Origin of the sequence: Shewanella sp. MSW, assembly GCF_007636515.1 — a bacterium.
GTDB classification, from domain to species: Bacteria; Pseudomonadota; Gammaproteobacteria; order Enterobacterales; family Shewanellaceae; genus Shewanella; species Shewanella indica.
Genome location: NZ_LVDR01000020.1, coordinates 27,334 through 41,767 on the forward strand (window position 1 = coordinate 27,334; position 14,434 = coordinate 41,767).

The 14,434-nt window shown below is 55.3% G+C and carries 9 protein-coding genes; 6 read left to right on the forward strand and 3 right to left on the reverse strand.

The window, feature by feature from the left end; genetic code table 11:
• Positions 1 to 43 precede the first annotated feature (43 nt).
• The 3 genes from potE to AYI96_RS17645 all read left to right on the forward strand — a co-directional run bounded on the left by potE (position 44) and on the right by AYI96_RS17645 (position 5,561).
• Positions 44 to 1,363 carry a putrescine-ornithine antiporter gene (gene potE, locus AYI96_RS17635; protein WP_028780970.1) on the forward strand — a complete coding sequence of 440 codons (1,320 nt, stop codon included), beginning with the start codon at positions 44 to 46 and terminating at the stop codon, positions 1,361 to 1,363.
• A gap of 77 nt (positions 1,364 to 1,440) precedes the next feature.
• Positions 1,441 to 2,595, forward strand: a complete 1,155-nt coding sequence (locus tag AYI96_RS17640) for a porin (RefSeq protein WP_144362078.1) — start codon at positions 1,441 to 1,443, stop codon at positions 2,593 to 2,595.
• Positions 2,596 to 2,867: 272 nt separating this feature from the next.
• A complete protein-coding gene (locus AYI96_RS17645; RefSeq protein ID WP_144362079.1) occupies positions 2,868 to 5,561 on the forward strand; it encodes a DEAD/DEAH box helicase in 2,694 nt (897 codons plus the stop codon).
• Here the strand turns inward: AYI96_RS17645 and AYI96_RS17650 are convergent.
• Positions 5,558 to 7,015, reverse strand: a complete 1,458-nt coding sequence (locus AYI96_RS17650) for an MFS transporter (RefSeq protein WP_144362080.1) — start codon at positions 7,013 to 7,015, stop codon at positions 5,558 to 5,560. The genes AYI96_RS17645 and AYI96_RS17650 overlap by 4 nt on opposite strands.
• A gap of 559 nt (positions 7,016 to 7,574) precedes the next feature.
• Between AYI96_RS17650 and AYI96_RS17655 the strand changes: the two genes are divergently transcribed.
• Complete coding sequence (locus AYI96_RS17655) at positions 7,575 to 8,186, forward strand: TetR/AcrR family transcriptional regulator (protein ID WP_144362081.1); 612 nt, start codon at positions 7,575 to 7,577, stop codon at positions 8,184 to 8,186.
• A 58-nt stretch (positions 8,187 to 8,244) separates the two neighbouring features.
• On the opposite strand, the gene AYI96_RS17660 is transcribed toward AYI96_RS17655, so the two are convergent.
• The gene (locus AYI96_RS17660) at positions 8,245 to 10,599 is read right to left on the reverse strand and encodes a YgiQ family radical SAM protein (protein WP_144362082.1); all 2,355 of its coding nucleotides are present in this window, start codon (positions 10,597 to 10,599) and stop codon (positions 8,245 to 8,247) included.
• Between the two features lie 175 nt (positions 10,600 to 10,774).
• Complete coding sequence (locus AYI96_RS17665) at positions 10,775 to 11,179, reverse strand: MAPEG family protein (RefSeq protein WP_039035849.1); 405 nt, start codon at positions 11,177 to 11,179, stop codon at positions 10,775 to 10,777.
• 215 nt (positions 11,180 to 11,394) lie between these two features.
• Between AYI96_RS17665 and AYI96_RS17670 the strand changes: the two genes are divergently transcribed.
• Both AYI96_RS17670 and AYI96_RS17675 read left to right on the forward strand, forming a co-directional pair.
• Positions 11,395 to 12,615, forward strand: a complete 1,221-nt coding sequence (locus AYI96_RS17670; protein ID WP_025889321.1) for a threonine/serine exporter ThrE family protein — start codon at positions 11,395 to 11,397, stop codon at positions 12,613 to 12,615.
• Between the two features lie 156 nt (positions 12,616 to 12,771).
• A complete protein-coding gene (locus AYI96_RS17675) occupies positions 12,772 to 14,421 on the forward strand; it encodes a ShlB/FhaC/HecB family hemolysin secretion/activation protein (RefSeq protein ID WP_260853027.1) in 1,650 nt (549 codons plus the stop codon).
• Positions 14,422 to 14,434 lie beyond the last annotated feature (13 nt).

A 14,434-nucleotide genomic window follows, 5' to 3' on the forward strand; every position in this document is an offset into this window, starting at 1 on the left:
CATGGCGCCCCGCCACCTGGCAACATGACTTAGGTAAATAATTATGAGCAAAGCAAATAATAAAATTGGCGTGGTTCAGCTAACCATACTCACCATAGTGAACATGATGGGCTCAGGTATCATTATGCTGCCAACCCAGCTGGCTCAGGTGGGAACGATTTCAATTCTGTCCTGGTTGGTGACGGCGGCGGGTTCAACGGCATTGGCCTACGCCTTTGCCAAGTGCGGTATGTTCAGCAAAAAATCCGGTGGTATGGGCGGTTATGCCGAGTATGCCTTCGGTCGCAGTGGCAACTTTATGGCCAACTATACCTATGCGGTATCTCTGTTGATCGCCAACGTGGCCATCGCGATTTCCGCCGTGGGCTATGGTGCCGTGCTGTTCGGTGTCGAACTCAGCCCCATCGCTATCTGTCTGGCCACCATAGGTGTGCTCTGGCTGGCCACTGTGGCCAACTTCGGTGGTGCCCGCATCACAGGTCAGGTATCCAGTGTTACCGTGTGGGGGATTATCATTCCGGTTATCGGGGTGTCCCTCATAGGTTGGTTCTGGTTCGACTTTGACCTGTACAAAGCGGCCTGGAACCCCCACGACATGCCATTCTTCAAGGCTCTGGGTGGCTCAATCGCCATGACACTGTGGGCCTTCCTGGGATTGGAATCTGCCTGTGCCAACTCTGAAGCAGTAGAGAACCCAGAGAAAAACGTGCCTATCGCGGTAATGGGCGGCACCATAGGTGCAGCGGTTATCTACATCATCTCTACCAACGTGATCGCCGGTATTGTGCCCAACGGTGAGCTGGCGCTGTCCAACGCACCTTTCGGTCTGGCCTTTGCGCAAATGTTCAACCCCACTATCGGTTCTATCGTCATGGCCTGCGCCATCATCTCTTGTACCGGTTCCCTGCTGGGTTGGCAGTTCACCATCGCCCAGGTGTTCAAGTCATCTGCCGATGAAGGTTTCTTCCCTAAAGCCTTCTCCAAGGTGACCAAGAAAGACGCCCCGGTTGTCGGCATGCTGATCATCGTTTCGGTACAAACGGTACTGTCACTGATGACCATCAGCCCATCGCTGAGCAAACAGTTTGAGGCGCTGGTTAACCTGGCCGTGGTCACCAACATCATCCCTTACATCCTTTCCATGGCTGCTCTGGGTGTGATGCAAAAGCAATTGAATATCCCTGTAAAACAGGCCCGAATTGCCAACTTTATGGCGGTAATTGGTGCCCTGTACAGCTTCTATGCCCTCTATAGCTCAGGGGAAACCGCCGTAATGCTGGGTTCTATCGCAACCTTCTTCGGTTGGACCCTGTTCGGCATTATTTCCAACAAAAACGACAAGCAAAAATTGAAACACGCTTAAGGCTTACGGGTGTGCACTCCCCTGCGTGCGCGCCCACCTAAAAGTTAAATCAATAACAATATTGGATGAGGTGGACTATGAACAAGACAATACTGGCGCTGGCAATCCCTGCGCTGCTGCTCTGCGGCTCAGCCCAGGCAATCGATCTGTACAACGATGATACCAATAGCTTTGGCATCAGCGGATGGCTGGGTTTCGCCGCCTACAATGATGGCCACGAGACCTCGGTAATTGACGACACGTCAAGGATACGTTTGAGCTTCGAGCGTAAAGAGCGCAACGGCTGGACCGCCTATGCCGTCACCGAATGGGGCATCAACATGGTCACCAGTGATGACAATCTGGTGCTACAGGGCGGCAGACTCGCCGCAGAGAAAACCGATGACTTCCTTAACAACCGCCTGGGTTATGTCGGTCTGTCCCACGATACCTGGGGTAGCCTGACCTTCGGGAAACAGTGGGGCGCCTATTATGATGTGGCCGGTACCACTGACTTACCCAATGTCGTGGCCGGTTATGCCGTCGGCGCTTACACCTTCGGCGATGGTGGCCTGACGGGCACAGGGCGCGCCGATGCCGCATTCCAATACCGCAATGACTTTGGCCCACTGCATCTGGCACTGCAATACGCCGCCAAGCAAGATGGTGAGGTCTCGGTACAGGACAGCAACGGCGAACCACTGGCCAACTCTGAACTGGACTTTGATTCCAGCTACGGTGCCAGCCTGACCTACAGCGTCACTGACAAGTTCAAACTGCTGGCCGGCTTCAACCGTGGTGATGTCGATGGCCACCTGGAAGGTACCGAACTCAAGGTGACCAACCAGATAGTAGGCATAGGTGCCATGTATGGCGACTATTATCACTATGCACCCAACCGTGAAGCCAGCGGTTTGTATGTGGGTTTCAACGCCCACAAGAGTGACAACAACGAACTGGTTGGCGGTGAACTGTACGACGCCACCGGCGCCGAACTGATGGTGGCCTACCAATACGACAACGGCTTTGTGCCCATTGCCATGCTCAGCTACCTGGATCTGGATACAGATCAGCACAGCGCCATTCAAGGGGACTGGCGTCGCCAGTTTGCCATGGTGGGTCTGCACTATAGATACAGCAGAGACACTGTGATGTTCTTTGAGGCCAAACTTGACTTCAGCGACATGGATGACCCGGCCGAAGATGCCGCCCAGGACAATAACTTCGCAGTGGGGATCAACTACTTCTTTTAACTGAACTTCTATAGCGGCACACTCCCGCTCCATTGCTGGCAGTACCCTTTTTGCCAGGCACGCTCGGCCACCCTGACCCCACTTCCTTCCAGGGTGGTTTTTTTTACTTGAAACCGAAAAGATTGGCGGGAGATATGCCCCCCAAGGCTCCACTCAAAACAACCGGCATCATGGCGCACTTCTGGAAAGCTTACGCCTAAACCGTTAGGATACTTGCCATCCCGCGGCTTCAGTGGATGCAGCCGCGCCAACGCAAAAAAGTAGCCAAGGTCATGCCCGCCAAACCATTACTCGCTTACTACCAGGATTGCTATAGGGAAGATTGTGTCGACCTTAATCTGTGGCACCTTGGCAAACTAAACCAGGAAGACAGGCTATTTATTGAGGGCGAGGATTCGCTGCTTTCAGGCTTCCTGCCAAGACAGCCAATCGCCCAAGAAGCCGGGGCGCAGCTCCTGCCCAGAATCGCCATGTACCAGCGCGAGCGCCAACTGCTTTACGTTTCCCATTTCGTGGTCGGCCAATTAAAGGAAGAGGGGCAAACCCGCACTGTACTCAGCCCTCTGGTTTTTAAAGAAGCCCAGTTGGAAGAGGATGACGGCAGCTTCTATGTTTCCCTCAAAGAGGGGGCCCTGCAGATTAACGAACCCTTGCTGCGGCTGTTGCTGCCGGAAGACACTATGGAAGCCGGCTTTGATGCCATCTTCGCTCCCGAGCGCCCCGACAGCTGGACCTCGCTGTTGAGCCAGAGCCACCAGAACATAGATACCCTGGGGCTGCTGGGATTCCCCAAACTGACAGGCTATGACAGCCTCGCCCGCCTGACCCGCAAGCGTAAGTTAACTCTGGTGCCGGCATCGGCGCTGGTGTTTCTGAAACGCCCCAGCGCCAGTCGCGGCATTCTGCATGAGATCTCTGCCATGATGAATGCGGCCGAACTCTCGGCGCCGCTGCAGAATCTGATGGGAAAACAACTGCCACCCAAGGCCGAAGCCAAGCACCGGCTCAAAAGCCAGTACCTGCCCAGCCTCTTGTCCCGGGCACAGCAGCAAGTGCTGGAGATAGGCGCCAGCCACAGTCTTGGCTGCGTTGTCGGGCCGCCGGGAACCGGCAAGAGTTATACCATAGCCGCCGTCGCGACCGAACATATGGCCCGGGGCGAGTCTGTGCTGATCGTTGCCAACAACGAGCATGCGCTCGATGTCATTAACGACAAGCTTGAGAGTCAGTTCGGGCTCAAGGACATCAGCCTGCGGGCGGGACAAAAGGCCTTCCTGAAACAGCTAAAGGATTATCTCAGCAATCTGCTGGACGGCTATCATTCACTTGAGCACACCCCCCCGCAGCAGTTGGAAAGCCAGCTCAATTTATTGAACCGGCAACTAGACAACTCAGAACGGCGGCTGCTGCGATTTTTACGCCGCGCCATCCGCCGCGGTCAAAGGCTGCACAAACTGGAGCGCTCACAGCGGCGCTGGTTGTTGCAGCTCTATCTTGCTCTGTTTGGCCACAGCATGGAAAACCTGAGCCAACATTGGGACACTCTGGATGAGTTGAACGATAGCCTGACAACCAAAGAGGCGCTGGCAGCCAAGTTGCTGCAAAATGTCAAAGCCAGCCGGGTCGCCGGCTTGCTGAACAACCACAGGCAACAGCTGCAAACTTTCAATCAAGCGATTCGTTCCCGCACCTCACAGCGGCAGTTTGCACTGTTCGATACCTTGGATTACCAGGTGTTGCAGCAGGCGTTTCCCATCTGGCTGGTGAGCCTCAACACCCTTCACAAGGTGTTGCCGTTGCAGCGGGAGCTATTCGATCTGGTTATCTTCGATGAAGCCAGCCAGAGCAATATCACCAGCGCCTTACCAGCGCTGTTTCGGGCCAAACGGGCACTGGTGGTCGGCGATGGCAAGCAGCTCAGGCATATCTCTTTCCTGTCCCGCAGCAAAGAGCAAGCGTTACAACAACTGCATGGCGTTTCCACAGCGCAATCCGGCATCTGCAGCTATCGCGATAAATCGATTTTGGATCTGGTGGCCGAGCAGATAGCCTCCCAACAGCAGGTTGCCTTTCTCGATGAGCACTTTCGCAGCGCTCCCGAGCTTATCAGCTTCAGCAACTCGCAGTTTTATCAGCAGCGGCTACGGATAATGCAGCACAGACCCTGTACCAGCAGTGGCCATCTGCATCTGCACTCAGTGATGGGCGAGCGCAGTGAACAGGGAGTCAACCAGGCTGAAATCAGTGCACTGTGCAACCTGATAAGGCAGCAGATAGACAGCTGCGAACAAGCGGGAATGACCAAGTCGCTGGGAGTGTTATCGCCTTTTAGGGCTCAGGCCGATGCGCTGGCCGATGCTTTGTTCAAACAGTTTTCCGCCACCGAGCTGGAAAAATATCGCCTGCGGGCCGACACCCCCTTTGGTTTTCAGGGAGAGGAACGCGACATTATGTATCTCTCCTTCGCCGTTGACCCACAGAGCAAGAGAGCCGCGGTATATCTCAACCGCGAAGATGTGTTCAATGTCGCCATTACCCGCGCCAGGGAACAACAGCACCTGTTTGTTTCGGTAGCGGCCCAAGAGCTGCCGAGCAACTCACTGCTGCGCCTCTATCTGGAATCCAGCCGTCAATTCAATGCTCGGCACAGGCAAAATGACCAGTTGGATCAGTTTCAGCGCCAGCTTTGTGACGCCTTGGCCGGGCACAATATCGAAACCTGGCCGGGCTATGAGATAGCCGGCACAGAGGTGGATATCCTCTGCCGCTGGCAGGGGGAGTATCTGGCGCTGGATCTCATCGGCTTTCCCGGCCCCTGGATGGACTTCTTTGAACTGGACACATACAAGATACTGCAGCGGGCCAAGGTGCCCATGTTGCCCATCAGCTATGGACTCTGGTTGAAAAATCCCGGTGCCTGTATCGAGCGCATTCGCAGTAAGCTGACTCGGGAACCCCAGAGTTAACAATCATCAGAAGCGGTTTTGGCGGCCGCAAGCGAACCCAAACGGGAATGACGCAGCAGCAGTAACCATAAGGTCATCCCCAAACAAAGCACGCCGGCCCAAAACATGGCGACCCCAAAGCCGGCGGCAACCGCCTGATGATTTATCGCTGCTACCCCACTCGGATCAAACTGTCCCCCGCTTTCAGTCTCTTTGGCCGTGTAGATGACCCGGCTCATCAAGGTGCCCAAGAGGGCGATCCCCAAGGTCATACCCGTCTGCCTCACGGCATTCATGGTGGCCGAAGCCATGCCCGAGCGCTGGGCCCCGACACTGGCCATCACCAGCTCACTGGTTGCCGGTACCGCCAGCCCCATTCCCAAACCAAGCAGGGCAAGATAGCCCGCCGTCAGAAAATAAGCCGTTTCCCCTTGCAGGTTTGACAGCAACATGAGCGCCAAAGCCATCAATCCATACCCCAGACTCATCAGTCGCCTGACTCCAAAGTTCGCCGCCAGGCGGCCAAACCCCATGGCCGCCACAGCCATGGCGATAAACTCGGGCGCCATCCGCCAACCGGCCTCGGCAGCATCCCAACGCTGCGCTTCCTGAAAAAACAGCGACATAAAAAACACGCTGCTGTAGGCAGAAAAGCCCAACACAAAGGAAGCCGAGTTATAGCAACTAAAGTCCCGCTGCCGAAACAGCTTCAGCGGCAGCAGTGGCCGCGGCGTCTTAAGTTCAACCCGGATAAAGACCGCAAACAAAATGGCGGCCAACAGCAGCGGCACCAAGGTGTGATAACTCAACCAATCATGTTCACCCAGGCCGATCAGGCCATAGGTCAGTCCCCCAAGGAAGAGTATGCTGAGCAACTGCCCGGCAAAATCCAGTGCCGCCTGTTCCGGGTCGGCACTCTCGTCCAGCCCCCAAGCCCCCAGCAGTAATGCGATTATGCCTATGGGGACATTGATCCAGAAAATGCTCTGCCAACCCACATGCTGCACCAGCAAACCGCCGACTATCGGCCCCAGTATCAGAGACAGGGCGCTGACCGATGACCAGATGCCTATCGCGCGGGTGCGGGCGCCAACGTCAGAAAAGGCGTGGGTCAACAGAGACAGGGCTCCCGGGATAACGGCGGCACCGGCAATCCCTTGAATCACCCTTCCCAGGAGTAACAGCCACAGAGAGTCTGCTATGGCGCAGGCGATTGAACCCAGAGTGAACAGCACGCCCCCGCAGAGCCACAACAACTTGCGGCCAAAACGGTCGCCCAGCGGCCCGGAAGAAAGAATTAAAGCCGATAAACACAGGGCATAGGCGTTCACCACCCATTGGGAATCCGCCATGCTGATTGCCAACTCCTGTTTCATGGTCGGCAAGGCAACATTGACTATGCTGATATCCAGAGTCGCCATAAAAGTGCCCAGACAGATGGCCGCAAGCAGAGCGACCTGACGCAGAGAAGACATGCTGTTCCTCCTTGAAGCTCAGTTATTATTGAGAATAATTCTCAATATAGATTTCGACCGACCGTCGGTCAATGGCATTTACAATCACTGGATGGCCGCCATCTGGCCTTGGATCATCACTTTAGGTAGGATGAATGCCGATTCTGACCTGAGGAAGGTGCGAACAAATCCCATGTGTGCTCTGCGTCGGCTTACTGGCTTGGATGCAAGGCGTGGTTCGCAGCAAATGGCCCTAGTCCTTTGCAAGAAGCACAACACAGCTGGCAGGCCTGTAAGCCACGCCCTTCGGGGCTTTCACAGCAACCGGCTCTCTGCGTTATCCGACTTCGACAGGCCCCGGCATGCCTTCAGTCAGATGCCTTGAACGCCAATTGCTGTGCAAGCCCCTCTCTACAAAAGAGAAGGCCACGAGGACTTATTCGCACCTTCCTTATGTACAGGGGCTTGATTCACTCGGCGAGTATGAAAGAATTTGGCGACCAATCGGCCAAGAAAAACATTATCCTGGCCGACGCAGTTTCCTGGCAGATCAAACTTCTTATATTGAGTGGTATGGCTAATGACAAATAACAGCACCCCGGGAGCTCCACGTACCAAACCGGCAGAGGTTCGTCTCGATGAACTCATGGATGCGGCACAGAAGTTATTTATTGAGAAGGGGTTTGAAGCCACTACAGTCAGCGACATAGTGCGCGAGGCCAAGGTCGCCAAGGGGACTTTTTACCACTACTTCAATGCCAAGCCGGAGATACTCTCGGCTCTGCGGCAACGCTTTAGCCGGCATTTTGTCGAGCAGGTGCAACTGGCAATGGATGCCTGCGATAGCGATGACTGGCCGACACGACTGGATGTTTGGTGCCGGGCCAGTGTCAACGCCTATCTGGCCGGTATAGAACTGCACGACCTGCTCTTCCATGACAACTATTATCACGGTCACGGCAACAGTGAGCGGGATCGGGTGTTGGCGCAGATTATTGAGCTTTTGCGAAGCGGCAAGCGCCATGGCGCCTGGCAGTTGGAAAGGCCAGAGCTGAGCGCCATCATCCTCTATCACGGCATGCATGGCGCGGTAGACAACGCCATGCATAACGGCATCAAGGACCGCCAAGCGACGGCGCAACAACTCGGCGAAGATCTGTCACTGGAATTCCGGCGTCTGCTGGGCTGTTAGCCTACGCAGCCCTTGTTTAGAGCAAAGGCTTGCTAGCGCCCTCTATCGTCTTGGGTTTTTACTTTGATTTCTTACTCTGGCCCTGGCTTTTACCCTGACTGTGGCTCTGAGCATGGCCAAAGACAGGCCTGGCACCGGGTCTGGCTTTGCCACTGCCGGGCTTGGAGCCTTTAGCTGTTGCCACGTTGCCTGTTGTTGTGTGGTCGCCGCCCTTGCCTTTTCCGGCCTTGTTACCGCCTTTGGCCCCTTCAGTGGACTTACCCTTGGTGACTTTGCCGCTGCGCTCTGCAAACTGATTGTCGCTGAAACGGGTGAGTCCCTGGCGGCCCTTGTCGGCCCCTTTGCGGTTATGCTTACCGGCCCAGGCTTCGGCGCGGCCTTCCGGGGGCACCAGATGCTGTGGCCCGGTGCCGATAAGATGCTGTTTCCCCATGGCGATAAGCGCCTCGCGGATCAACGGCCAACCTGCGCTGTCGTGATAGCGCAGCAAGGCCTTGTGCAGTCGCCGCTGACGCCCCTTCTTGGCCACCGGCACCTCTTCGCTGCTGTGTTTGACGTTTTTCAACGAGTTCAGCTCTGTGTGGTAGATGGTCGTGGCATTGGCCATAGGCGATGGGTAGAAGTTCTGCACCTGATCCAGCTTGAACTTACGCTCTTTGAGCCACAGCGCCAGGTTGAGCATGTCCTCGTCCGTGGTGCCCGGGTGAGCCGAAATAAAATAGGGGATCAGATACTGCTGCTTACCCGCTTCGGCCGAGTATTGGTCGAACAGCTCCTTGAACTTGTCGTAGGTGCCCATACCTGGCTTCATCATCTTGGACAAAGGCCCCTCTTCGGTATGTTCCGGCGCTATCTTGAGATAGCCGCCCACATGGTGCTTGGCCAGCTCTTTAACGTAACGCGGATCTTCAATCGCCAGGTCATACCGCACGCCGGAGGCGATCAGTACCTTCTTGATCCCGGGAACATCCCGGGCGGCGCGGTAAAGATCTATGGTGTGCTGATGATCTGTGTCCAAATGGCCACAGATGCCGGGAAAGACACAGGATAAGCGCCGACAGGTCTTTTCGGCCTTTTCGCTCTTGCAGCCGAGACGATACATGTTGGCCGTTGGGCCGCCTAGATCGGAAATCACCCCGGTAAAGCCAGGCACTTTCTGCTGTATATCTTTAATTTCTTTGATAATGGATTCTTTAGAGCGGCTCTGGATAATGCGCCCTTCATGCTCGGTTATCGAACAAAATGAGCAGCCACCGAAACAGCCTCGCATGATATTGATTGAGGTCTTGATCATGTCGTAGGCCGGGATCTTGGCCTTGCCGTAAACCGGGTGTGGCACCCTGGCGTAAGGCAAGTCGAATACCGCATCCATCTCATCTGTGTTGAGCGGCCAGGCCGGTGGGTTGACCCAAACACCACGGTCGCCGTGGGGCTGGAACAGGGCTCTGGCACAACCTGGGTTCTGCTCCTGATGCAAAATCCTCGATGCATGGGCGTACAGGTATCTGTCTTCACTCACCCGCTCGAAGGCCGGCAGCAACACATAGGTCTGCTCCCAGGGTCTTGGCTTGGGTGGCTGCACACTGATGGGCTTGGGAGCATCGTTGTCGAAGATCTTCTTGTCAGATGGCCCGGACAAGTTCTGGCAGCCGACATCATCGGCGCCATAGGGATTGGGGATGGGGTCAATTTTATGCAACTGATCTATCTTGCGCGAGTCCATGCCGCGCCATTCTGGCAGTGGCTCTTTTCGGATAACCGCTGTGCCACGGATATTCTGCATCTGCGCCATGGTTTCACCCTTGGCGAGACGGTGCGCCACTTCCACCAGCGGCCGCTCGGCATTGCCGTAGATCAGGATATCGGCCTTGGCATCAAAAATCACACTGCGGCGCACTTTGTCGGACCAATAGTCATAGTGGGCAATCCGCCGCAGGCTGGCCTCGATACCGCCTATGACCACGGGCACCTCTTTAAAGGCTTCCTTACAGCGTTGGGTATATACAGTCACGGCGCGATCCGGGCGCTTGCCGCCTTCATTGCCTGCGGTATAGGCATCGTCGTGGCGCAGTTTACGATCGGCTGTATAACGGTTGATCATCGAATCCATATTGCCGGCAGTGACCCCGAAAAACAGATTCGGCTTACCCAGGCTCATAAAGGCCTCTTTGCTGGACCAATCCGGCTGCGAGATGATCCCCACTCTGAATCCCTGCGCTTCCAGCAAACGGCCAATCACCGCCATGCCGAAACTGGGGTGATCCACATAGGCATCACCGGTCACCAGGATCACATCACAGCTGTCCCATCCCAGTTGTTCCATCTCCTTACGGGACATGGGCAGAAAGGGGGCCGTGCCGTAACACTCGGCCCAATACTTGGGATACTGAAATAAGCTGGATTCGACTTGCATTTGAGACTGACCATCAGAGGATTCGACACACGGCAGCCACGCTGCCTCAGGGCCGCGGAGTATAACAGGCTAGCCGGGTTAAGTGTGACTGATTTTTCACCAACTGCCGACTATTTGTACCCCTTGCTTGTGCCTGCAAGCCAAGGCCCTACTTAGATTGTGGCTTCTCTCGGGTTCAGAGCAGCAAGCGCCCCACATACTGCCAGAGATTAAACAGCGCCAGCACAAGTATGCTTATCCAGGTGAACAAGGTGCCGAGGAATCGGCCCGGGTGGTAACCGCCCTTACCCTGGGTCAGACCTATGGCATGCAGCAATCTGGCCACCAGCCAAATCGTCCCCAGTAGATGTAACCAAACGCCGGCCATGCCGTTGGCTTCGGCCAGCACTAAAAGCAGCAAGGCTATCGGGGCATTTTCCAGCAGGTTACCGTGCACCCGGTTGGCCAGATACAGTGCATCGTTACCACCATCGCCCAGGCCTATCTTGTAAGCACGGCGCAGCCCTACCACCCGGTAGGCCAAAACCAAGACCAAAAGCCCCGTCAGAGCGGCATAAAAACCCGATATAAACAATGACATAATTTCAAACTCTCCTTTTTAACCTTCTCTATTCAGCCCCTATTGGCCCCACAAAATCCAGGTGCGCACACCAACCTTAACGCAACAAGCTTGCACTTAGGCTCACATAAAGGAAATAATTTTTAAAATGTCATTAACCGGATTCACTACCCTTGCTGTAGAATCCGCGCGGGCCAAAAGCCGTCCATCCAATCAAGGGCACAGTGGGAAACCGAGTGGATAATCAAGAATTCATTGAAAAGCGCCGTTTTATCATCAAGTTGGGTAAGGCTCTGCATAAATTCGGCACCCCGGCTTATCGGCTCGAAACCCACTTGCAGACAGTGGCCAAGACGCTCGGCATCGAAGGCTATTTTCTGATCTCCCCCACTTCGATGACCTTTGTGCTACAGCACGACACAGATCAGGAATACAACCATGTTGCCAGGGTCAAACCCGGCGAGCTGGATCTGGGTTCGCTGGCCCGCACCGACGCCCTGGTGCAGGAACTGAGCCTGGGGCAACGCAGCCTGAGTGAAGCGCTGGAACGGCTGGATGAGATAGCCAACAAGCCCAATCCCTATGGCCCTATGTTAACCCTGGGCGCCTTTGGTACCTCGGCCGCCGCCTTTGCCATGCTGATGGGCAGCAGCTGGAATGATGTATTCTGGTCGGCCTTGATAGGCATGCTGGTCTATGGCTTGGTATTCAGCGCCGAGCGCTCGCGAAGGATGGCCGAACTGCTGGAACCCCTGGCCGCCATGCTGGCCGGTTTCGCCGCCTGCGGCCTGGCGCAACTGGATGCCGGGCTGAATATCCCTGTGGTGGTGCTGTCGGGGATCATCGTCTTTATTCCCGGCCTGGCACTGACCCTGGGCCTGGCCGAACTGGCGGCAAGGGATCTTATGTCAGGCACCATGAGGATCATGGATGCGGTAATGCTGCTGTTCAAGCTCTACTTCGGTGCCGTACTCGGCGTGGCAATAGGCAATGCCCTGTTCGGAGAATCCCTCTATATCGAACCCATGCCACTGCCTCGCTGGGCCATCTGGTCGGCGGTGCCCATCCTCTCCATGGCGCTGGTATTTATCTTCAAGGCCAGGCTCAAAGATGCCCCCTGGGGCGTACTGGCGGGTATTGTGGCCTTCTTCTCTGCCATGTTCGGCGGCCTCTATCTGGGGGATTCTCTGGGGATCTTCTTCGGCGCCCTGGCCGTGGGTATTTACGCCAACCTGTTTGCCCGCTGGATGAAGGCACCGGCCTCCATCGCCCTGCTGCAAGGGATAGTCATCCTGGTGCCTGGCTCCAAGACCTATATCGGCCTCAATGTGCTTATCTCGGGTGAAACCATGTTGAACCAGTCGCATCTGGGGTCGCAGATCTTTCTGATATTCATGTCGCTGATCGCCGGGCTCATCTTCTCCAACGTGGTGGTGCCGCCGAGAAATACTCTCTAAATGCAGCTGCCGTGGGCATTAGCGCCGGGGAAAGATAGTTTATTACAAGCTAAATCATTACTTTATTTCGCCAGCCTTCTTGACTAACCGCCTATTCGGTTGTGTTATTGAAGTGTGAATATCAGCCCGATATTCACTACCGAGAGGGGGCAGTCTATGGCAATAAGCCGCAGTGTCTTGCTTCTGGCAACCCTGTTTGCCAGCCTCTCCGTTTTGGCCGAAACCGGCACCGCAGGCAATGGCACCACCTCGTCTTCCCAAGGCCAAAATCCACTCCCTGAGCGGTTCAAGGTTGGCAATATTGTGGTGGTCAGCAACCCGATTTTCGACGAGTCAGCCAAGAATGCCATCTTCCTGCACAATTGGGCCAACACCTTGCATATCAATACCCGGGAATCGGTGATCCTCAATCGCCTCAGTATTCAGGAAGGGCAGGAAGTGACCCCAAGGCAGTTGGAAGAAGCGCAGCGAATTCTCAGGCGTGAGCCCTATCTCAGAGACGCCAGGATCTCTGTGGTCAAGGCCGACCCCAGCGCCGATCAACAGCCTGATGGTGAAACCTTGCTGGTAGAAACCTGGGATCAATGGTCGCTGCTGCCCACCATCAGCCTGGGACGCAGCGGCGGCAACAACAGCTTCTCTGTCGGATTGAAAGACGACAATATTCTGGGTCTGGGGATCCGCACCCGTTTGAAGTACCAATCCGACGAGGACAGAACCGGCTACAAGGTGGCATTCGAAATGCCGCTGAACATCATCAAAAACGCCACTGTAGCGGCCAACTTCTATGACAACAGCGATGGTCAGGCCAAACAGCTGTATTTCGACAAGCCTTTCTATACCCTTGACGACACCCGCGCCTACGGCGCCGAGTATCTGGATGAAGACAGAATCGACACCATTCGCCAAAACGGCCTCGACATCAACGAATTCAATGAAGAGCTCCGCTATCGCAACCTCTACTGGGGCTTTATGTTCGCCAAAGAAAACCAGAGCCGGCAAAGATTACGCCTTGGAGTCACCCAGGATAAGCACAGCTTTTACGCCCTGCCTCAATACCCGCAGCAGCCCTTGCCTCAGGACAGAGACTTTCTCTACCCCTGGGTAGAATGGGAATACTTGCAGGATGATTTTCGGGTACTGACCAATATTCACCTGGTCAACTATAACGAAGACTTCAACCTCGGCTGGCATCACAGCGTTAAATTGGGGCTGGAAACCAAAGACAGTGATAGCCTGGGTTATCACCTCAACTGGCGCAGCAGTCGCGGCTATTTTGAAGGCAAGGAGCTGCTGTTGCTGGCATTTGGCGGTGAAGCCACCCTGGCCACCCGGCAACGGGACTTTTATCAAGTGAATGTTACCGCCGAGTATTTCTATAAGTTCACCCCCAAGTGGACCGCCTACTCCAAGGTGCGGCTATCCAACTCCAACAACAACTATATCGACCGTCCCTTTGCGCTGGGGGATGAAACCGGCATTCGCGGTTATCCCAACGACTACCAGCACGGTGATAATCAATGGCTGCTGACCGGCGAAATCCGCTATTACCCCAATATCAACCTCTACCAACTGGCAGAATTGGGCTGGGCCGCCTTTATCGATGTCGGTCAGGCCTTTGGTGGTGCCATGGCCAATGACAACGAAGTCTCAGGCCCCATAGGCTCAGTCGGTATAGGTGCCAGAGTCTACTCTTCCCGCTCCAGTTATGGTCATGTCGCCCACATAGATTTCAGCGTGCCCTTTACCCGGGGCGATGAAGTGGACGGCTGGGAGTGGCGCTTTCAAGTGAAGCAGAGTTTCTAGGCTGACTTTGCCC

Bases quoted from the DNA above. Each gene is read 5' to 3' on its own strand.
- AYI96_RS17660 (WP_144362082.1), bottom strand. From the start codon at position 10,599: ATGCAAGTCGAATCCAGCTTATTTCAGTATCCCAAGTATTGGGCCGAG.
- AYI96_RS17640 (WP_144362078.1), top strand. From the start codon at position 1,441: ATGAACAAGACAATACTGGCGCTGGCAATCCCTGCGCTGCTGCTCTGC.
- AYI96_RS17665 (WP_039035849.1), bottom strand. From the start codon at position 11,179: ATGTCATTGTTTATATCGGGTTTTTATGCCGCTCTGACGGGGCTTTTG.
- AYI96_RS17675 (WP_260853027.1), top strand. From the start codon at position 12,772: ATGGCAATAAGCCGCAGTGTCTTGCTTCTGGCAACCCTGTTTGCCAGC.
- AYI96_RS17655 (WP_144362081.1), top strand. From the start codon at position 7,575: ATGACAAATAACAGCACCCCGGGAGCTCCACGTACCAAACCGGCAGAG.
- potE (WP_028780970.1), top strand. From the start codon at position 44: ATGAGCAAAGCAAATAATAAAATTGGCGTGGTTCAGCTAACCATACTC.
- AYI96_RS17650 (WP_144362080.1), bottom strand. From the start codon at position 7,015: ATGTCTTCTCTGCGTCAGGTCGCTCTGCTTGCGGCCATCTGTCTGGGC.
- AYI96_RS17645 (WP_144362079.1), top strand. From the start codon at position 2,868: ATGCCCGCCAAACCATTACTCGCTTACTACCAGGATTGCTATAGGGAA.